Below are 19,477 nucleotides of genomic sequence, written 5' to 3'. Positions count from 1 at the left end.
GACTATGACGGGCCGTGGGGGATATCGCGTGAATAAGGTCATTGATTTTCAGGTCGATGCAGATGACATGAGGCATTGGCGGATCGATTATGATGGCCCGGTTGCAAACCTCTACATGGATGTCGATGAAAAAGGTGGGCTGTTTGAGGGCTATGATCTGAAGCTGAACTCCTATGACCTTGGGGTGGATATCGAACTTTCGGACATCGTACAGCGCATGCGATTTGAGCATCCCGAGGTCAAGGTCGTCGTTTTGCGCTCAGCCAAGGAAAAACTGTTCTGTGCTGGGGCCAATATCCGTATGCTTGGGGGGGCTGCCCATTCGCATAAGGTGAATTTTTGCAAGTTCACAAATGAGACGCGCAATACCTATGAGACCGCGTTGGCAGACAGCGGCCAAAATTACATCTGCGCGATCCGGGGGGCCTGCGCGGGGGGCGGATATGAATTGGCACTTGCGTGCAATCACATCATGTTGACGGATGACAGCACGTCCTCTGTGGCCTTGCCCGAGGTAGCGTTACTCGCCGTTCTACCGGGAACCGGTGGTCTGACGCGGATCACGGATAAGCGCAAGCTGCGCCGGGACCTTGCCGATGTTTTCTGTTCGCTCGAAGAGGGTGTGAAGGGCCAGCGCGCCTTGCAATGGGGTCTTGTGGATGAGGTTATTGCGAATTCGAAATTCGACGAGAGTGTTGCGCAGCGTGCGCGTGACATAGCCCAGCAATCAACCAAACCTGATGTGTCAGAGGGCATAAGCCTGACACCGTTGGAGCGTCGCTTTGGGCTAACCTCAGTGACCTATTCCTGCGTGACCGTGCGCCTTGATCGCGCGGGGCGACGGGCGGTGATCACGATCAACGGGCCAGAGAATGACCCGCAACCGGATATGGAAAGCTTCCTGGCGCAGGGGGCGGACGCATGGATGCTGCGATGCGCGCGGGAACTGGATGATGCCATTCTCCATCTGCGAACGAATGAGGGCGATTTGGGGATCATTGAATTCCAAACGAGCGGTAATCCACATAAGGTCATGGCGCATGAAGCGTTGTTACTGGCCAATCAGGATCACTGGCTGGCCAATGAGGTGCTTTGCCTGTGGAAGCGCGTTCTCAAGCGGATTGACATGACATCGCGCAGCCTTGTCGCTCTGGTCGAGCATGGGTCGTGTTTTGCGGGTGTGCTGGCGGAGCTTTTATGGGCTGTGGATCGCAGTTACATGATGCTGGACGCCTTTGAAGATGACACCCGACCCCTTGCAAGTGTTTTTCTGACGGACGCAAATTTTGGACAATATCCGATGGGGAATGCGCTGAGCCGTTTGCAAACGCGGTTCCTGGGTGCGCCAGAACAGATTGATATGCTCGCGGAGCGCAAAGGCGAGCCGCTGGACGCAGAGACCTGCGAAGCGCTGGGTTTGGTGACATACGCATATGACGACATCGACTGGGAAGATGAAGTGCGGCTTTTTATGGAAGAACGCGCGAGCTTCTCCCCCGATGCATTGACCGGGATGGAGGCCAACCTGCGCTTCGCGGGTCCCGAGACGATGGAGACACGGATATTCGGGCGCCTTACCGCCTGGCAGAACTGGATATTCCAACGCCCAAACGCGGTGGGTCCGGAAGGTGCCTTGCAACGTTATGGAACCGGCGTGCGCGGCGTGTATGACCCTGGGCGCGTATAGCCAAGGTGGCCTGAAAGCCCACCTTACGACGCAGACCGATGGCGTAGGTAAAACCGTAGGGTGGGCTTTCAGGCCACCAACCGACAGGAGAACAGAATGCTCGATCTCATCAACGTAAGCTACGACAGCCAAATCCCTAACAACGTTGGTCTCAGCACCGACAAGAAGGTCCTTAAGGCTTTGGAGAAGTGGCACCCCGGTTATATTAACTGGTGGAACGATCTGATCCCACAGAATTTTCAGGATTCGATGGTCTATCTGCGCACGGCGGTGAGTGTGGACCCGAAGGGTTGGGCCAAGTTCGATTACGTCAAAATGCCGGAATACCGCTGGGGCATTCTGCTTGCACCTGCCGTGGAGGATCGCAAAATCCCGATGGGCGAGCACATGGGCGAGGCCGCCTGGCAGGAGGTGCCGGGCGAATATCGCAATATGCTCAAGCGCTTGATTGTCATTCAGGGCGACACCGAGCCTGGCTCTGTTGAACAACAGAGGTTTCTCGGCCTGACCGCCCCGTCGCTCTATGATATGCGCAACCTGTTTCAGGTAAACGTGGAGGAGGGTCGCCACCTCTGGGCGATGGTCTATCTGCTACAAAAATACTTTGGCCGGGATGGCCGTGAAGAGGCCAATGACCTCCTTGTGCGCTCCTCCGGTTCCGAGGAAGCACCGCGCATGCTCGGGGCGTTCAATGAGGAGACACCGGATTGGTTGTCCTTCTTCATGTTCACCTATTTCACGGACCGCGATGGCAAGATGCAGCTCGAAAGCCTTGCTCAATCCGGGTTTGATCCGCTCAGCCGCACCTGTCGTTTCATGCTGACCGAAGAGGCGCACCACATGTTCGTGGGCGAAACCGGTGTGGGGCGCACGATCCAGGCCACGCTGGAGGCGATGAACACGCATGGGATCACCGACCCCTATGACATCCATAAAATCCGCGACCTGGGTGTCATCGACCTGCCCACGATCCAGAAAAAACTGAACCTGCATTATACGCTGAGCCTTGATTTGTTCGGGCAGGAGGTCTCCACCAACGCCGCAAACGCGTTCAATTCGGGCATCAAGGGGCGCTACATGGAGCAGCGCATCGATGATGATCACAAGCTGCAAAACGACACATATGCGGTGACCTCGATCAAAGAGGGCGTGATCCTGACCGAAGAGGTGCCGGCACTTACGGCCATCAACATGCGGCTGCGGGATGATTATGTGCGCGATGCCTCGGGCGGTGTTGGGCGCTGGAACAAGGCCATCGCCAAGGCAGGCGTCGCTTTCCAATTCAAACTACCGCACGAAGGGTTTCACCGTCAGATCGGGGTGTTCTCCACCGTGGCGGTGGACCCGGACGGTAATATCATCATCGCCGAGGACTGGGAAAACCGGCGCGCGGACTGGCTGCCGACCAAAGCGGATGGCGATTTCATTCAATCCCTGATGGTCCCTTGTTTCGAGCCCGGACAATACGCCTCCTGGATCGCGCCACCGAAAGTCGGGATCGACAATAAACCCGGCCATTATGAATACGTGAAACTGCACATGGCTTGATCCATATCAACGCAACCCTGCCGCGGACCGGTGAGTTTGGTGCGCGTCACTGCCAGTGACCTTGCAAAATATAGGAGACCGGACCCATGCAAACCTCGACCCAAAAGACGCCCGTAACGCCCAAACAAAATTGCCTCGGATGCACCGATTGCAAAGGTATCTGCCGTGAACTCTATGAGCTTGCCTTTCTGCCTGGTGTGGTCTTGCAACGCTCCGCCGCCAGCCCATGAACAAACCCGTCAAACAACATCTCATCGATCCAGAAATATGCATCCGCTGTTATACCTGCGAGATGACCTGCCCGATTGGCGCGATCCAGCATGACGACAATAACGTCGTGGTGGATGCTGATATATGCACCTTCTGCATGGACTGCATCCCGGTCTGCCCGACCGGATCCATCGACGAATGGCGCGTGGTCGAGACGCCATATTCGCTTGAGCAGCAATATGACTTCGAAGAGCTTCCCGAGCAGGAGGATATCACCCTTGAGGGTGAACCCGGCGAGGATGGTCTGGAGGCGCATGATGATGCCGTCGCAGCACTCCTGGCTGAAGCGCATAAAGGTGCAGGCGGCAAGGCAAAGGCCCCGGCCTCCGCCTCCAAGGCGACGATCAATCTTTACAATCTCGCGAATCCGGCCACGGCAACAGTTCAGGGGAATTACCGGCTGACCGAAGCGGGGAGTGACGGTGATGTCCGCCACATCATCCTTGATCTTGGTGCCCTGCCGTTTCCGGTTCTGGAGGGGCAGAGTGTCGGAATCATCGCGCCGGGCTTGGATCATGCAGGTCAACCGCATTTGCCGCGCCTCTATTCCGTGTCCAGCCCGCGTGACGGGGAACGACCAGGGTTCAACAACATTTCCCTGACCGTGAAACGCGAGACAAAGGGGCTGTGTTCGAATTACATCTGTGATCTGGCAAAGGGCGACAAGGTGCAGGTGACGGGCCCGTTTGGATCTACCTTCCTGTTGCCGTCGGACCCGGATGCCAGCCTGCTGATGATCTGTACCGGGACGGGGTCAGCTCCGTTTCGCGGCTTCACAATGCGCAGGCAACGCGAAATGCCGAGCCTGAAGGGCAGCCTCACCCTGGTATTTGGCGCGCGTAGCCCGCGCGATTTGCCGTATTTCGGACCGCTCAAAAAGGTGCCGGATAGCTTTATGCACAAGGAATTTGCCTTCAGCCGGGAACAGGGCGCGCCCAAGCAATATGTTCAGGACAAGCTGCGCAGCCAGAGCGCAGCCATCACTGCCATGCTCCTTTCGGATCGTACCTATATCTACCTGTGCGGCCTCAAAGCGATGGAGCAAGGGGTGGAGGAGGCGTTCCGTGACATCGCCAACAGCGCGGGACTTGAGTGGTCAACCCTGCGAGACCGCATGCGTGAGGACGGCCGATTTCATGTTGAAACCTATTGACGGGCGGGTGTGGAAAACGCGGCCTGGCTGCGACACGGTACTATTAAATACTTGATATAGGTAGGCTTCTGGCTACCTCGATATAGATAGTTCCGGCTCAAAGGCGTGCTCATGCCCAACGATTCAACCCCACCTGATCCGGCCGCGTTGCTGATTGCGCATCTGGCTGGACGCGTGCGTGAAACCCGCAAGGCCCAGGGCCTCCCGCGGCGTGTTTTGTCGGAAAAATCGGGCGTATCGCCTCGATATCTGGCGCAGCTTGAAGCCGGAGAGGGCAATGTGTCGATCAGCCTTCTGCAACGCATCGCGACCGCACTGGATGTCAAAATCGAACATCTGCTGTCCCAAAACGCGCCCGTGGATCGTGAAGCCCAGCGGGTTGCCACGCTTTATCGTCATGCCCCGGATGATGTGCAGCAACAAGTGCGCAGCCTGTTGGCCCCACAGAACCCCGCCGCATTGCGCGCTGGGCGCATTTGCCTTATTGGCCTGCGCGGTGCCGGGAAATCCACCCTGGGCCGGCTTGCGGGCGAAGCTTTGGACCTGCCGTTTTTTGAGCTAAACACCGAAATCGAACAGCATACCGGAATGCCGCTTTCCGAAGTTATGGCGTTTTATGGGCAGGACGGGTATCGCGCACTCGAAGCAGAAGCGATATCGCGGATCGTAACACAGAATGACCGGATGCTCTTGGCGGTTGCCGGTGGGTTGGTCGCAGAGGAGACCACCTACGCCCAGGTCTTGGAACGGTTTCACACGGTTTGGCTGCGCACCTCCCCGGCAGAGCATATGCAGCGTGTGCGGGCGCAGGGCGATTTACGCCCGATGCAGGGCAATCCGGCGGCAATGGAGCAGTTAAACCTGCTGCTGAAAACCCGCACGCCGCTCTACGAAAAGGCGCTGGCGCAGGTCAATACCTCCAACCGCAGCGTTTCGGCCTCCTTGAACGACCTGCTGCGGATCATTGCCTCCAATCGCTTTCTGGAGGTCGCGTCAGGGTAAAGGGCGCGGCGATTGGACAAGGGTGGCTATCCGCGAAACTTGCTGCTTTGTGCAACCCAAACGCCTCAATGCAGGGCGCATTTTTGCAACGCGCCATGCACGCCACATGACATTAACGCCTGTATTGGAATCAGAGGAGTTTCAGCCCCTCGAGTTAAAAAGGGGCCGCAAAGAACGCGACCCCCTAAAGTGATATGGATCAGGTCCAGGCCATCCGGGCGGGATGGTATTCAAACCCGATGTGATGCTCGGCACCGATCAGACCTTCTCTGGAGAAGTTATAAAGCGAGCGCCAGTAGGGCTGGATCGTGACGCCCTCATCCTGGATGATCGCTTCCATTTCCTTCATCATACCCCGGCGCGCTTCAACATCCGCAGTGGCCAGCGCGACTTCGAGTTTCGCATCGAACTCCGGGTTGGACCAGCCAAACTCGTTCCAGGCTTCACCGGAACGATAGGCCAGAGCCCAGATCTGCACACCAAGCGGGCGCGCATTCCAGTTGGTGGAGGAGAAGGGGTATTTCGTCCAGTCGTTCCAGAAGGTGGAGCCGGGCAGGATCGTACGTTTCACGTTGATACCTGCATCGCGCAGCTGTGCGGCCACGGCGTCGGTTGTGTCCTTGCGCCAGGCGTCGTCGATAGAAAACAGCTCATGCTCGAAATCGCCAAATCCGGCTTCGTCCATCAAGGCCTTGGCCGCCGCCGGATCAACTTTGCGCGGTGGCAATTCTGCATAATCGGGATGCATTGGACCGACATGGTGGTTTTCCGCTTCGATCCCGCGCCCGTTATAGCCAAGTTCCAACAGGATTGCATTGTCCACAGCCATGGAAATCGCCTGGCGTACGCGCTTGTCTGCATAGGGCTTTACGCCATCGACCTCGGCCAATTGGTTCGGACGGATCACAATGGTCGCCGCTGTCGGGATGGAGGCTTCGACCCAGCCATCCAGCGTCGCAAAAATGTCGATGAAGTCGCCTTCGATCGAATAAAGCGTATCGATCTCTTCGGCTTCGGCAGCCGCCACAAAAGCGGATGGATCCGTCCCGTAGTCGATATATTCCAGCCGATCAATGTAGGGGCCGCCATAGACATCCGTGCCCCACCATGTGTGATCGGGGTTCTTGACCAAGACACCTTTGACGCCGACCTCGAGCAATTCCGGCAGATAGGGACCGGTGCCAACCGGGTTGCCGGTCATGTCGTCGGCGTTGAAATCGGCCGGAGTGATGGCGGCCGGGTAATCCGCCATGCCGGGGATCAGGGTGATGTCAGGGCGTGGCAGAGTCAGCTTGACCGTATGCGTGTCGACAACTTCGATCGCCCCCTTGATGGCCTGCCCTGTCTCCTCGTCAATCAGCGTGGCGAAGCGACCGGCCATGGAATTACCTTCAAGGCTCTTGTCACACCATCCTGTGATGTTGCGCGCCACATCTTCGGCGGTGAAATCATCGCCGTTGTTCCACTTGACGCCCTTGCGCACATTCAGGGTGTATTCAGTGGCCGTATCATTGATTTCCCAGCTTTCCAGAAGCGCGGGCGTGAAGCTGCCGTCATTCTCCCAGATCACAAGGTATTCCAGCCAGCCGCGGGTGTAATTCGCAATCTGGCTCCAGTCATAGGTCCGCGGATCCTTGAGAGCGCGCACTTCCATCTGCATGCGAACAGTGCCGCCCATCTGATGGCCCGCAGCGCGCGCGGGCGGGGCCATGCCGATCATCGCATAGGCCGTGGCCGCCGTGGCCCCAAAGGCGCTTGCCGTGGCCAGAAACTCGCGGCGGTTAACGGGGTCCGTCCCGATCTTAGCAGCCGAGTCCACGACCTCCTTGGGCAGGGCTTTGCCGGTGCGTGTGAAAAATGTCATATTCTTCCTCTCTGTGGTCGCACGATCTGGCCGTGCGATATGCCGAAAATTGCCTCGGCAAGGTGATGCAGTTAATCTGCTTTTATGATGTCCGCCTGGAACTGAGTAAGGAGTGTCATTGCTGGGGCCTTGGGCGTCAACCCCATCGCGGCGCTACAATTTTATGCCAAGGCAACAAATTTCCGATCCGCGTGGATTTTCGGGTGCTGGGCGCGCTGGTTTATTGGAACATGCGTGGTATCGCTCAAAAAACAGTGCCGATGCCAGGCTGCTCCGGGTTCGATATCAGACCGAAGGCTGGTCGGCATGCGCGTTTGCAGGTGCCTTGCGTCGCCAAATGTTTCATCGGACGCTTGGGCGATGAGGCCTGGATCAGCCGGACAGAGGGACAAAAAAGAACCGGCCCGCATGGGAAAACACGCAACGACCAACCCACAGGAGAGCAGAATGAAGAGAGTTTCACCGGACGGTATTGCGCCACCCTTTGCGCGCTATTCGCATGGGATCGAGATACCGCCAGGGGCGCGCATCCTGCGCACAAGCGGGCAGTTGGGATTGGCGCAGGATGGCAGCGTGCCTGATGGGAGTGCGGCGCAGGCTGAGATTTGCTTTGGCAACATCAAGGCCATCCTGAATGAAGCCGGTATGGGCGCGGGCGAGGTCTTTCACATCAGCGCCTTCGTCACGGATCGAAGCCATATGGCGGGATATATGTCGGCGCGGGATACATTTCTGGGCGAGGTCGATGTTTTGCCGACCTCCACGCTGGTGATCGTATCGGGGTTCACGCGGCCCGAGTTCGTGGTGGAGGTCGAGGTCTGGGCCGCAATGCTGCCTTAAGACGCGTCCGAATATTCTTTGCGCACCAGTTTTTTGAGGGTCCAGATCAGGGTTCCGCCAAAGAAGGCACCGGCAATGCCGATGGTTTCAAACATCGCGACACCCTGTGGCATGCCCCGATACGCCAAGGCTGCGCATAACAAAAGCAACCCGGCCACTGAAAAGGCGAGACGGAACCGGAGTTCTTTCTTGCTTGGGCCGTATTTGCTCATGACCAATAAGCCTGCGCTGATGGCGCGCGTTCAAAGCGCAGGTGGAAATCATCCAGTTGCGGCGGGGCGATGCCAAGGCTGTGCAACTGGACGTGGGCCTGACCGCGGTGGTGGATTTGGTGTTGAAATAAGTGCAGCAAAAGGGCGCAAACGGTCTCCTCCGCTGTGGTGTCTTCTCGCTCGGTCTTACGCGTTTCGTACAACCTGTCTTGTGTCAACGCGCTGCAAAACCTGATCAGATCTGCATCCAGAACCGCCTGCCTTGCCGCAAGTCGTTTCATGTCCTTGTCGTCTTGTCTGAGGTAAACCGCGCGCCCAGCCCCGGTTTGTTCAAGAGCATCCACATAGTAGAGATCCACCTCATAGATATGGTTCAGCGTCGCGCCAAGCGTGGGGAAGAAACCGGGTGCCGGGCTCTGTGCAGCACCCTGAGGCAATCGGTTCACTGCCTCAAAAAGCGTGGCATTCGCCCAAGCGTTGTTTAGTGCCATTGTCTTGAACATGCTGATCATCACCCTTCCCGAACCTTGCAGATGTGGCGGCGGTCACGGTTTTCAAGATCATTGATCCAACGTGCGGTTTGCTCAAAGGCATGATGCAGATGCCACCATTGCTGTCCTATTGCCGTGACAGCCCCCAATCCAATCCTCGCGCGCCGTTCCGGCACCTCGGATGTCTGGATCGTCATCTCCAAATTCCCAAGAAAGCCGGGGACGCATTGCTCCGTGCAGGTCCTGGGAAAACACTCTGTCGAACGGAGCATTCAGTGCATCCGCGTTGCCAACCCCGCCGTTCAAGGGGAGACCCTAGTCATCCCTTGGCGGTTGATCGCGGTTTTTGCGGGCTTGAAGCCAACGGAACAAGACAAAAAGCGCGACCATGACGGCAAGTCCGGCCAGAAGATCAAGGAGGGCTGTATTCATGACAACGTGCTTATTTCTTACCGGGGTTGGCGTCGAACATTTTCTCTGATGATTTCCGACAATTTGTCGAAGCGTCCCGGAGCGAGGCCATCACCCAAGCATTGCGGCGATGATCTATGTGTTTGCGAGGCGTTCGGACCTTGGGTGTTCATCGTGAGGCTGCGAAAGGGCCCTGAGGGGTCCTCTCGCATCCCGTGTCAGCTGAGTGTTTTGCGGTGCCGTTTTGCCCAGCCCATGAGGCCCAAAGCGCCGAGAAGCAGCGGCGCGCTTGCGGGCAGCGGCACCTCTGAAATCTCGATCGTCAGCAGGTTGAACGCTCCCGGATTAGAGGTAAAATCGATCAGACTGGCGCTCAGCGTATCACCGGTCGCCAGCACTACACCCGGCCCAAATAGATCAGAGGAGAGGGGCAGCCCCTGTTGAATGCTGCCCTCGCCTGTCGGGCTGTCGGCAATGTTCACGCCTTGAATGAAGGCCGCGCCGGTCAGCCCATTGGCTTCGGTGCCGGCGTCATAGATGTCCGCACCTGTGACGTTGATCGTTCTGGCCCCTGTGAAATTGCACGCTGCATCAAAGAGTTGATAGGCAAAGGGATTGTCATTCCCGATGAAATGATCGTTGGACGGCAAGACCATGGACAGGAATGTGAAATAGAGCGCCTCTGCGGCGTTCACGGTGATGTTGCGCGACACGGCCTCACCCGGCTGAACCGGGGGCGGGCCGGAGGGCGAGGCCAGCACCAAACCTTGCGAATCCGCATCAATGGCAAGGCGTTCGCCTGCAATACCTGATTGCATGCCTGTTTCAGCGATCAATTCGAGACCGGCGGAGGCGGTGCCCCCCAGATCGAAAGCGTCAAAATTGCCGTCATGAATGGCCGTATAAAGCGGTGTGATCGACAAGCCCCCGGCGGCCTGGTTGTTGGTGACGGTGATCTTGAGCGTCGTCGCCTGCGCGGATAGCGCAAAGCTCGCCCCAAGGGCGCTAACCGCCAGCGCCAAAAGAATTCTGGTTACAAATCGCATTTCTTGCTCCTGAATGATGACTTTGCCTTTTGCAAAGCTGCGCCACCATAGGAGACTGGGAAGATCAACAGGTCTCACAGCTGCGTGAGAAGAGCGCACCTATCCGCGTTGTGAAAAAAACTGAAATTTCCGTGAGTTAGGGCGCTCAGAAGTTAACGGAAACGCCCGGCAGATCCAACGCCTTCATCAGGTCGCGCAGCTCTTGGCGGGCGGCCACATTGGAGATGTTGAGCTGCTTGACGCCGATGTCCTTGAGATCAAGCAGCGTCAGACCGCGCGGGAATAATTCGCGAAATACGACCCGTTCCGAAAATCCCGGCGCGATGCGGAATCCGATGCGTTTGGAGAGGTTCTTGATGGCACGCTCCATCTTTTCCTTGTTGACCATACGTTGCGCGCCCATGCGATTGCGCACCACGATCCAGTCGATGGGAGCAAGCCCCGCCTGCGCACGCAATTGCCGCGCATTCCACACCATTTCGGAATAGACCGACGGCCCCAGGATTTTATCGCCGCTGGAATCTGTATGCGCCAGCAGATCAAAATCCACAAAACTATCGTTCAGGGGTGTGATCAAAGTGTCCGCGAGGGAATGTGCGACCTGGCTCAACCGCGTATGCGAGCCCGGACAGTCAATAAGAATAAAGTCATTGTCCGGCTCGAGCGAGGCCACGGCAGCGGACAGGCGGTGGTCATGGACGTTTTCGCCCTGCATCTGTGCGTCCTGGGTCACATCCGGCAGATCATGCGTATAGGGGCTTGGCAGGGTGAGCCCTTCTTTGAGCAGAAAAGACGTCCTGTTTTCGCTGTAGCGCCCAAAAGTACGTTGCCGCAGGTCCAGATCCAGCGCGCTGACCTTATGGCCCATACGTGCAAGCGCAGTTGCCACATGCATGGACACAGTTGACTTCCCAGCGCCGCCTTTTTCATTCCCGACGACGATGATATGCGCCATGTGCTCGATCCTTTACCCCGGCCATTTCAGGGGGCCGTTTTGGCGGGACTATATGAGCGGATTGTCATCAAGGAAAGGCAAGAAGCAGCCGATCAGAGCCCGTTTTATACAAACTGAGGCCACCTTCGCCTTTTGGGGCGGATCGGTTTGCGCTGTAGGGCTGCGGGTGCCTTTTGGGCTGATGTCACCCTCCGGGGGATCGCACCGCAGCGCAGGCTTTTGCGATACGGTCCTTCTCATCCTGCAAGCGGGTCATTTGACAATAAAAGTCACCGTATCGCCATAGATTTTGACCTTCTCGCGCCCCGGCGTCGTGGCCACGAAAAGCGTCTCCATCACGGGGGTATTGCCATTGCACTGCCCACTTCGGCGCACGCCGGGTTTGCCATATTGCAGCCGGCCAGTTTTTAATTCCGCGTTGTAGCGCGAGAGGGATTTTTTCATCTGGGCCTGGTTGGGGAGCTTGCCACAGTCGCCCCGCAGCCCGTGGAACACCATGGCCTGACCGACCTTGATGCTGACCGTTTGGCGAAATTTGACCTTGTTGGAGCTGTCGGCATGGGCCGCACCCGTCAGCGACAGAGCCAGAAGGGCTGCAATCGCCGCTACACTGGGTGCCGGAAGAAATTTTTTGGTCATAATTGGTTTTTCCTTTATCGTTTGTGGCAATCCAATTTTGCCTGCGCAAGACCGCGCAGCTCACGGTCTGATATCCGATGGGTTTTGTCCCCATCAGTTTTGAGGGGGGCATCGGTGCCCTTGGCGCATTTCGGGAAGGAACCAGCATGAGCTATCATTCGGATATCAGCGGGCTTTATGCGAGCGCCTTGGATGATCAGGCGCTGTCGGCGGCGCTGAGCAGGCTGCAACGGCATGTCCACTCCTCGTTCCTGCATGTTCTCGCCTTTGATACCCAGATCGTTCTTCCGGTGGATGGGATTGTCAGCGGACCGCCTGAGGCCGACACAGTTTACCGCGAAACCTGGGCCGCAGGTGATCTGCGTGTGCCGCGCGGGCTTGCGCTGCCACGGGATCAAATATGGCATCAGACACAGCTTTTTTCCGACGCCGAGCGGCAGAGCTCACCGATTTATAACGAATGGCTCAAGGAAAACGACGCGCAACAGGGCATGGGCATGATGACGGCCCTTTCCCCGACATTGGTGATTTGCACTTCGGCGTTTCGCCCGGACCGTTTGGGCGGATACGGCGAGCCGGAAACCGCGCTCTGGCAGGACATACACCGGCATCTGATGGCGCTTATTGCTCTGCGCCATACCTATCTCAGGGCGCAATTATCCGACCCGCCCGCGCTTCAGACCCAAACTGCGGCAATCCACATGGATAAAACAGGACGTGTTGTGCATGTGACGCCGCCCGCGGAGGCGTTGCTGGGGGCCGCCTGTGGTATCGATATCCAGCGGGGCCGGGTGCGATTGGGGACGCCGTCCCGGACCGCACAGCTGGAAGCGCGATACCAGCGCGTGCGGGAGGGGGCACCATCCCCACCCTTGCGGCTGCGGATCGGCAGCGGGCGGGAGATGCTCGTCTTATCTGTGGTTCCGGCGGTGGCCCCTTGCATGTCGCCGACGGGATTTGACTGGCCCGATATGACCCTGTTCCTGCGCCGTCTTTCGCCATCCCCCGTGCTGGATCCGCAGTGTGTCGCAGAGGTCTTTGAGCTGACGCCAACCGAAGCGGAGATCGCCTGCGCGCTGGCAACAGGCGCAACTGCGCTTCAGATCGCCACCCAGCGGGGCCGCGCCCTGAGCACGGTGCGCTGGACGATCCGCAACATCCTCGAAAAGCTGGAAATCCGGCGCCAGTCCGATCTGCGCGTACTCTTTTCCCGGCTGTCGTGATTGCGCAACGGCAGGGTCCCTCAGAACGGCAAAAGCCGCACCCGGCAGGGTACGGCTTGAGCGAATCTTGCGTAGGGCGGGGTGTTTAGAAGCCCAGGCCCGCGTATTTGTTCTTGAACTTGGACACGCGCCCGCCGGTATCCATGAGGCGGGATGTGCCGCCGGTCCAGGCTGGGTGCACGGAAGGGTCGATATCAAGCGACAGCTGATCGCCTTCCTTGCCCCATGTCGATTTCATTTCCAAGATCGTACCGTCGGTCATCTTGACGTTGATCATGTGGTATTCGGGATGTGTATCGGCTTTCACAGGACAGCTCCTTACGCGTCTTTGGCCGCGAGCGGCTTGTAGTTGGAATTCTCGGTGATACGTGCGGATTTACCGCGACGGCTGCGCAGGAAGTACAGCTTGGCGCGACGGACACGGCCACGGCGCACAACGGTGATGCTGTCGATATTGGTCGAATGCAGCGGGAAAACACGCTCCACGCCTTCGCCAAAGGAAATCTTACGCACGGTAAAGGACCCGGAAATGCCCTTGCCATTATTGCGCGCGATGCACACACCTTCGTAGTTCTGCACGCGGGTGCGCGTGCCTTCGGTCACTTTGAAACCGACGCGGATGGTATCGCCCGCGCGGAAATCAGGGATTTCTTTCCCCAGAGCGGCGATTTGTTCCGCTTCAATCTGTGCAATCAGGTTCATCTGATGCTCTCCTAAAATGCTCGTGGTTATGTCCACGAAGGTTTCGCACAGGATATCCCGCACGGTGTTTTTCGCGTCTCAGAGCTTCCGGTCTGTAATCGGGTCCGCATGGTGCGCCCGCCGGGAGGGTTCAAACGTCATTCCTTGTTTTGATGTCTGGCAACAGCCAAACAATCCGGAACCCCCAAGGTGATTCCGGATTGTTGCGGTATAGGGTGGAATAGCCTGTGGATCAAGAGGCTGCGGAGCGGTTGTTGAGCGGGGCGGCTGAGGTCTCATGCGCCGGTAATGCTTGCCTAAAACAATGGCGTGGGCATAGGGTGAAGAACGTTCGGCAAGAACGCCGGGCGATGGAGTTTTTATGTCCACGATTGCGGGAAACCGCTAAGTCCTGAACGCCGGGACAGGGAAAAGAGACATGGCCTGCGCTAATCGCGTCAGGCTCCGCCTTCATTCGGCTGGCAAACCCTTACCACTTATCGAACGAACCGACCGGGATGCGAGCCGAAACGCGCCATGCCAAGCCTTCGCGGCGGGATGGCGACAATTTGAAAGACATGGAAGTCATGAAAATACGACCAACAGAAGAAGGTGACATTACGGCCTTGCAGCAGGTGCTCGAAGGAACCGACCTGTTTCCTGCGCAGATGTTGCCGGAGATGTTAAGCGGTTTCCTCTTGCAGGACGAAAGTCGTGATATTTGGCTGACCTGCGAGGCCAGCAGCAGGCCTGTGGGTTTTTGCTATGCCGTGCCGGAGCAGCTTGCCGACGGGGCGTGGAACATGCTTGCCATCGCCGTTCTGCCCAGCAAACAAGGGGGCGGTTGTGGCGGTGCCATGGCGCGTCATCTCGAAGGCATGCTCGCCGCGCGGGGCCAGCGTATCCTGATCGCGGATACCTCTGGCGTGGAGGTTTTCGCACAGGCGCGGGCGTTTTATCGCAAGAACGGCTACGTGGAGGAGGCCCGGATCAGGGATTTCTGGGCGGCTGGAGACGATAAGATCGTTTTCTGGAAGTCGCTTGGCTGATGTAGGCTAAAGCAACCGGCCCGCTGGCGACAGTGGGCCGGTTGGCTTTTTATCCGTGGCGTTCCAGACTGCGCGTTTCTGCGCAAAAGGAGGCCGCAAGCGTGGTACGTATCGTTACTCTTTGTCCTTATGTGCCTGCCACAAATCGGGTCGGCGGGCCTTGGTCAATGCCTCTGATTGCGCGCGCCGCCATTTGGCGATCTCGCCGTGATTGCCCGACATCAAAACATCGGGAATGGCGAGCTCTTCCCATTGGGCCGGTCGTGTGTATTGCGGATGTTCCAGTAGCCCCTCGGCATGGCTTTCCTCAAGCGTGCTATCGGCGTTTCCCAAGACCCCCGGCAACAGGCGCACCGTCGCATCGATCATCGCCTGTGCCGCCAATTCACCGCCCGTCATGACAAAATCGCCCAGCGAAACCTCGGTGATGCCGAAATGCTCCAGCACCCTTTCATCGACCCCTTCAAACCGCCCGCACAGCATCGTTACGCCGTCACATCGCGCCAGATCGCGCGCCATGGCCTGATCAAACCGTCGCCCGCGCGGGGACATATAGAGGATGGGCCAGCGCCCGCGCGCATGGACCTGTGCGGCCGCCAGTGCAGGGCCGACAACATCTGCGCGCAATACCATGCCCGCGCCGCCCCCGGCGGGTGTGTCATCCACGTTGCGATGCTTGCCGATACCGTGATCGCGAAGATCATGGGTATGCAGTTGCCAGCGCCCCTCCTGGAGCGCCTTGCCGGTCAGCGACATTCCCAAAACACCCGGAAACGCATCCGGAAACAGGGTCACGATGCGCGCCTGCCAGACGCCTGCCAGTTCCGCGTCGCTCTCCATCAGGGAGCGGGGCTGCGCCGTGGCACGCATGGTTTTGCGCCCAAAGGATTTCGGGGTGTCACCCATGTGGTTTCGTCCGGAAACGATGTTGCGCAACTGGCTGGTTTGGCGCGGGTCGCGCAACACACCAGCCTTCCGGGGCGTCGATAAAATCAGTGCTTCGCATGGAACGGGGCCTTTTTTGCTTCATCATCTCTGTATTGGTCAAATCTGACGGTGCCACCGTGATCAGCCGAAGTTGAATTTCGGGAGGCGCGATGATGTGCGCTGGCATTCCTCAGAAGAGCCCGTCTGGCGGGTCCACGACAATACGCCCCATCCCCAGATCGACGGTTGGCACCGCAACGCGTGTGAAGGGCAGCAATACCGTCTCAGACGATCCGGGGCGTTGGATGTCGAGCAAGTCGCCCGCGCCGTGATCGAGTACGTTCTTGACCGAGCCCAACAGGGTGCCGCCGGTATCCAGCACCTGCAAACCGATCAGGTCCGCATGGTAATATTCATCATCCGGCAGGGACGGCAATTGGTCGCGCCGCGCAAAAAGCTGCGTGCCCTTCAGCGCATCGGCTTCCTCCTTGCCGGTGACTTCCGCAATTCGGGCAACAAAACCGTTTTTGATAGGGCGGATCAGCGCGAGGTGAAACGCCCGGTTGCCGGTGTCACAGGTCAGCGGGCTATAGCTTTCGATGTCTTCGGCGACGGCGCAAAAGCTCTTGATACGCAGCTCGCCGCGCACCCCATAAGAGCCACCGATGGCACCGACACAAACCCTTGCTGCATTCATTCTTCCGCTCCCAAACAGATGCCTTCCGACATATCACCGCCCCGATCAATACAGGCCTGACGATGTGTGGCCTGCTCAAAAAACACGCCCGCCACAAAGGCAACCCCTATGAGGATCAGGGACCGGATCGGTCTGAACATAAATATCCCCTATAGGGTCCCAAAAAAAGGCGCTGGCCCATCAAAGGGCGCAGCGCCAATCTTGTCCAGCCCGACTGGGCCGATCCCATGAAAAAGTCCGATTACTCGGCGCTTGCTTCTTCCTCAGCCGGCGCTGCTGCCTTGGCGGCTTTCTCTTCTGCGCGCTCCTGGGCTTTCTTGCCCGGTGTGCCCTTGTTGGGGTTGCTACGCTCGGTTTTCTCTTTCAAACCAGCGGCTTCCAACATGCGCGCGACACGGTCCGTGGGCTGTGCGCCCTGACCCAGCCAGTGCTGAATGCGCTCGACGTCCATTTTCACGCGCTCTTCGCTGTCCTTGGGCAGCAGCGGATTATAGGTGCCCAGTTTCTCGATGAAACGACCGTCGCGTGGCATGCGGCTGTCACTTGCGACAATACGGTAAAAGGGGCGTTTCTTGGAGCCGCCGCGGGCGAGACGAATTTTCATAGCCATGGTATATTTCCTTTTGCGTTCAATGCGTAAGGTGGGCTTTCAGGCCACCTTATTTCTGATGTTGATGGTGATGCTGAATGACTTCAGCGATGATGAAGTTGAGAAACTTCTTGGCAAATTCAGGGTCCAGTTCGGCCCGCCTTGCCAAATCTTCGAGCCGCTCGATCTGGCTCGCTTCACGCGCGGGATCGGAGGGGGGAAGGTCGTGGTTGGCTTTGAGTTTACCCACAGCCTGAGTGTGCTTGAACCGTTCGCCCAGCGTATAGACGAGGATCGCATCGAGCCGGTCGATGGAAGCACGATGCTCCTTGAGCACTTCGGCGGCGCGGGTCACGTTATCGCTCATTGAATGTCTCCAGAACGGGCCGAAACAGGGCTCAAAGCCCGCGTGCATCTCCTACGAAGGCGGCACAGCGTCGCGCGCCCAAATCTGAAATTTGTGTCAGTCAAGGGCCCATCCTTTCGGTTTGAACAGCGGATCAGCGTAATGGCTGATTTCCATGTCAATGCCATGGGCCAGCTGGGTCCCGGCGAGTGCTTCGGGCGTGGGGTGGCGATAGACGGAATCATTGCCATCGATGGTTTGGGCCTCAGCGTCCTTGAGCGCCCCCAGCCGTTCGGCCAGCCGGATGCTGTCGAGGTTCTTGGGGTCAATGTAGCTGACGGCGGTTTCCCAGCCCTTTTGCTCATATAGATACTTGCGCACGGCATGGGTCGCCTCCAGCGCATAGCCCTTGCCGTTCATTTCAGGCCAGATCACCCAGGCGATCTCCGCTTCCGGCCATTTTGCGGGCTTCCACGCTCCGGCCATGCCGTAGGTCTCATCCGTGACCTGGTCGTGGATCATCCACATGCCATAGCCGCGGATCTGCCAATGGCCGATTTCGGCGGCATAGAGCATCCAGGATTCATAAGCATTCAGCGGTCCGCCCATGAAGCGCGCGCGGTAGCTGGTGAAGGTCGCCTTGAAATCCGGATAATCCTCGGGCTCCGGACCACGCAGGATCAGGCGGTTGGTTTCGAGTGTGGGGATGTCTGTCATGATGACGAGCCCCCTGTGCAGAACGAGATTTTGGCATGCCTCCGGCGGGCATATTTATGGCACAATGAAATTCGGGTCATGTGGCCACCGCGTAACGGTAGACGACGTTCTTGGGATGGTATTTTTTGGCGGTGTGATCCAGGATTGCGCCGAGGCGGTTGGCAAGGGCGACAGAGCGCAGGTTTTCAAGCTGGGCCATGAAGCGGGTGTGTGAACTTTGACAGAACGCCCAAACGACATCCAGCACCGACTGTGCATGGGGGCGCAGACGCAAACGGTTCGTATTGATGACAGGGGTGGTGGTCACGTTACATAAGCCCCAGATCAGCGGGGCTTTCGCCTTTCAGCACAGGGCGCGTAAAATAGCGATCATACCGGCGGATACAACCTGTGCGCTCGGAATGGGCGTAGGTCGCGATGCAGGCGGGGTCGGTGGCCATCGCTGTGCGGTACTCTTCATAAGCCGCGAGTGAGGAGAAGCTGAAACCGCACCACGCCAGATCATTGGGCCCCTCAGAGGGCAGCCAATAGCCATGATGGGTTCCGCCCATGCGGTTGATGTTATGGATCCATGCCTTGGCGTAGATTTCGAAATCCGCCAGCTTTGCCGGATCGATTTCATATTTCAGAAAACAGGTGATCATGCGACATGCCTTGCCGGCTGATGTCGGTGGATGAGAAGCTCACCCAGTTCGTCATGCACAAAGCTGCCGTCGCGGGTGGCCCCCATGCGCTTAGCTAATGCGTGGCTGCGGATATTGTCGGGCGACACGCAGCTAATGACCGTGGGCCATCCCAAAACGGTGTAGGCATAGCTGCGGGTGGCCATTGCGGCCTCGAATGCCACACCCTTGCCTTCGGCGGGCGCAAAGACGGACCATGAGATTTCCGGTTCGGGCCAGTCGGGGCTGTTGGACAGGCCCACAATGCCCAAGGGGATGTCATCCGCATCCGCGATGATCCAGCGGCCATAGCCTTCGATTTGCCAGTGACCAACCACGCCGCAAAGGCTTTCAAAGGCCTGTTCACGCGTATAGGGACCGCCAACACCAACGGCACGCCCAGAGGTGCGGAACGCCGTAAAGGCCTCCAAATCCGAGGGCTGGGGCGCGCGCATCACAAAGCGTTCC

25 protein-coding genes are annotated in these 19,477 nt (G+C 58.1%); 7 read left to right on the top strand and 18 right to left on the bottom strand.

Annotated features, from left to right (window positions below; translation table 11 throughout):
- Positions 1-28: 28 nt before the first annotated feature.
- From boxC to ROLI_RS17975, 4 genes are all read left to right on the top strand, one after another.
- A complete protein-coding gene (boxC, locus tag ROLI_RS17990) occupies positions 29-1,687 on the top strand; it encodes a 2,3-epoxybenzoyl-CoA dihydrolase (protein WP_316247457.1) in 1,659 nt (552 codons plus the stop codon).
- Between the two features lie 96 nt (positions 1,688-1,783).
- Positions 1,784-3,235, top strand: coding sequence for a benzoyl-CoA 2,3-epoxidase subunit BoxB (gene boxB / locus ROLI_RS17985; protein WP_187430553.1), 1,452 nt, complete (start codon positions 1,784-1,786; stop codon positions 3,233-3,235).
- Positions 3,236-3,461: 226 nt separating this feature from the next.
- Positions 3,462-4,658 carry a benzoyl-CoA 2,3-epoxidase subunit BoxA gene (gene boxA, locus ROLI_RS17980; protein ID WP_187430552.1) on the top strand — a complete coding sequence of 399 codons (1,197 nt, stop codon included), beginning with the start codon at positions 3,462-3,464 and terminating at the stop codon, positions 4,656-4,658.
- 111 nt (positions 4,659-4,769) lie between these two features.
- Complete coding sequence (locus tag ROLI_RS17975; RefSeq protein WP_187430551.1) at positions 4,770-5,660, top strand: helix-turn-helix transcriptional regulator; 891 nt, start codon at positions 4,770-4,772, stop codon at positions 5,658-5,660.
- A 199-nt stretch (positions 5,661-5,859) separates the two neighbouring features.
- Here the strand turns inward: ROLI_RS17975 and ROLI_RS17970 are convergent, their stop codons facing one another.
- Positions 5,860-7,524: an ABC transporter substrate-binding protein gene (locus ROLI_RS17970; protein WP_187430550.1), complete on the bottom strand. Its 1,665-nt coding sequence runs from the start codon at positions 7,522-7,524 to the stop codon at positions 5,860-5,862.
- Positions 7,525-7,971: 447 nt separating this feature from the next.
- Here ROLI_RS17970 and ROLI_RS17965 point away from each other — a divergent pair, with 447 nt between their 5' ends.
- The gene (locus ROLI_RS17965) at positions 7,972-8,364 is read left to right on the top strand and encodes a RidA family protein (protein ID WP_187430549.1); all 393 of its coding nucleotides are present in this window, start codon (positions 7,972-7,974) and stop codon (positions 8,362-8,364) included.
- On the opposite strand, the gene ROLI_RS17960 is transcribed toward ROLI_RS17965, so the two are convergent.
- From ROLI_RS17960 to ROLI_RS17935, 6 genes are all read right to left on the bottom strand, one after another.
- Positions 8,361-8,576: a hypothetical protein gene (locus tag ROLI_RS17960; RefSeq protein ID WP_187430548.1), complete on the bottom strand. Its 216-nt coding sequence runs from the start codon at positions 8,574-8,576 to the stop codon at positions 8,361-8,363. The genes ROLI_RS17965 and ROLI_RS17960 overlap by 4 nt on opposite strands.
- Complete coding sequence (locus ROLI_RS17955) at positions 8,573-9,088, bottom strand: DinB family protein (RefSeq protein WP_338469202.1); 516 nt, start codon at positions 9,086-9,088, stop codon at positions 8,573-8,575. The genes ROLI_RS17960 and ROLI_RS17955 overlap by 4 nt, the downstream gene beginning before the upstream one ends.
- The gene (locus ROLI_RS17950; RefSeq protein ID WP_187430547.1) at positions 9,088-9,264 is read right to left on the bottom strand and encodes a hypothetical protein; all 177 of its coding nucleotides are present in this window, start codon (positions 9,262-9,264) and stop codon (positions 9,088-9,090) included. The genes ROLI_RS17955 and ROLI_RS17950 overlap by 1 nt, the downstream gene beginning before the upstream one ends.
- A gap of 432 nt (positions 9,265-9,696) precedes the next feature.
- Positions 9,697-10,524 (bottom strand): spondin domain-containing protein, encoded by an 828-nt coding sequence (locus tag ROLI_RS17945; protein WP_187430546.1) that lies wholly within the window; start codon positions 10,522-10,524, stop codon positions 9,697-9,699.
- 145 nt (positions 10,525-10,669) lie between these two features.
- A complete protein-coding gene (locus tag ROLI_RS17940) occupies positions 10,670-11,479 on the bottom strand; it encodes a division plane positioning ATPase MipZ (protein WP_187430545.1) in 810 nt (269 codons plus the stop codon).
- A 252-nt stretch (positions 11,480-11,731) separates the two neighbouring features.
- Entirely contained in the window at positions 11,732-12,118 is a 387-nt protein-coding gene (locus ROLI_RS17935; RefSeq protein ID WP_187430544.1) for a hypothetical protein, read from the bottom strand.
- Between the two features lie 146 nt (positions 12,119-12,264).
- On the opposite strand from ROLI_RS17935, the gene ROLI_RS17930 reads away from it, so the two are divergent.
- Positions 12,265-13,341, top strand: a complete 1,077-nt coding sequence (locus tag ROLI_RS17930; protein ID WP_187430543.1) for a helix-turn-helix transcriptional regulator — start codon at positions 12,265-12,267, stop codon at positions 13,339-13,341.
- 85 nt (positions 13,342-13,426) lie between these two features.
- On the opposite strand, the gene rpmE is transcribed toward ROLI_RS17930, so the two are convergent.
- Both rpmE and rplS read right to left on the bottom strand, forming a co-directional pair.
- Positions 13,427-13,648, bottom strand: a complete 222-nt coding sequence (gene rpmE, locus ROLI_RS17925; protein WP_187430542.1) for a 50S ribosomal protein L31 — start codon at positions 13,646-13,648, stop codon at positions 13,427-13,429.
- An 11-nt stretch (positions 13,649-13,659) separates the two neighbouring features.
- Positions 13,660-14,043, bottom strand: a complete 384-nt coding sequence (gene rplS, locus ROLI_RS17920; RefSeq protein ID WP_187430541.1) for a 50S ribosomal protein L19 — start codon at positions 14,041-14,043, stop codon at positions 13,660-13,662.
- A 566-nt stretch (positions 14,044-14,609) separates the two neighbouring features.
- On the opposite strand from rplS, the gene ROLI_RS17915 reads away from it, so the two are divergent.
- Positions 14,610-15,071, top strand: a complete 462-nt coding sequence (locus ROLI_RS17915) for a GNAT family N-acetyltransferase (protein WP_187430540.1) — start codon at positions 14,610-14,612, stop codon at positions 15,069-15,071.
- A gap of 114 nt (positions 15,072-15,185) precedes the next feature.
- Here the strand turns inward: ROLI_RS17915 and trmD are convergent, their stop codons facing one another.
- The 9 genes from trmD to ROLI_RS17870 form a co-directional block, all read right to left on the bottom strand.
- Positions 15,186-15,977, bottom strand: coding sequence for a tRNA (guanosine(37)-N1)-methyltransferase TrmD (gene trmD, locus ROLI_RS17910; RefSeq protein ID WP_187430539.1), 792 nt, complete (start codon positions 15,975-15,977; stop codon positions 15,186-15,188).
- A 211-nt stretch (positions 15,978-16,188) separates the two neighbouring features.
- Positions 16,189-16,695 (bottom strand): ribosome maturation factor RimM, encoded by a 507-nt coding sequence (rimM, locus tag ROLI_RS17905; RefSeq protein ID WP_187430538.1) that lies wholly within the window; start codon positions 16,693-16,695, stop codon positions 16,189-16,191.
- Positions 16,692-16,835, bottom strand: a complete 144-nt coding sequence (locus ROLI_RS17900) for a hypothetical protein (protein ID WP_187430537.1) — start codon at positions 16,833-16,835, stop codon at positions 16,692-16,694. Before ROLI_RS17900 ends, rimM begins: the two co-directional genes overlap by 4 nt.
- A gap of 101 nt (positions 16,836-16,936) precedes the next feature.
- Positions 16,937-17,305: a 30S ribosomal protein S16 gene (rpsP, locus tag ROLI_RS17895; RefSeq protein ID WP_187430536.1), complete on the bottom strand. Its 369-nt coding sequence runs from the start codon at positions 17,303-17,305 to the stop codon at positions 16,937-16,939.
- Positions 17,306-17,354: 49 nt separating this feature from the next.
- Complete coding sequence (locus ROLI_RS17890; protein WP_187430535.1) at positions 17,355-17,651, bottom strand: chorismate mutase; 297 nt, start codon at positions 17,649-17,651, stop codon at positions 17,355-17,357.
- 96 nt (positions 17,652-17,747) lie between these two features.
- Complete coding sequence (locus ROLI_RS17885; RefSeq protein WP_187430534.1) at positions 17,748-18,347, bottom strand: GNAT family N-acetyltransferase; 600 nt, start codon at positions 18,345-18,347, stop codon at positions 17,748-17,750.
- A gap of 76 nt (positions 18,348-18,423) precedes the next feature.
- On the bottom strand, positions 18,424-18,654 hold the full coding sequence (locus ROLI_RS17880; protein ID WP_187430533.1) for a hypothetical protein: 231 nt from the start codon (positions 18,652-18,654) through the stop codon (positions 18,424-18,426).
- A gap of 1 nt (position 18,655) precedes the next feature.
- Entirely contained in the window at positions 18,656-18,991 is a 336-nt protein-coding gene (locus tag ROLI_RS17875) for an NIPSNAP family protein (protein WP_187430532.1), read from the bottom strand.
- Positions 18,988-19,464: a GNAT family N-acetyltransferase gene (locus tag ROLI_RS17870; RefSeq protein WP_262386539.1), complete on the bottom strand. Its 477-nt coding sequence runs from the start codon at positions 19,462-19,464 to the stop codon at positions 18,988-18,990. The genes ROLI_RS17875 and ROLI_RS17870 overlap by 4 nt, the downstream gene beginning before the upstream one ends.
- Positions 19,465-19,477: the final 13 nt, after the last annotated feature.

The sequence above is a fragment of the Roseobacter fucihabitans genome, from assembly GCF_014337925.2.
Classification (GTDB): Bacteria; Pseudomonadota; Alphaproteobacteria; order Rhodobacterales; family Rhodobacteraceae; genus Roseobacter; species Roseobacter fucihabitans.
The sequence above is the reverse complement of the archived record's forward strand: the minus strand, read 5'-3'. Positions and strand labels throughout refer to the sequence as shown.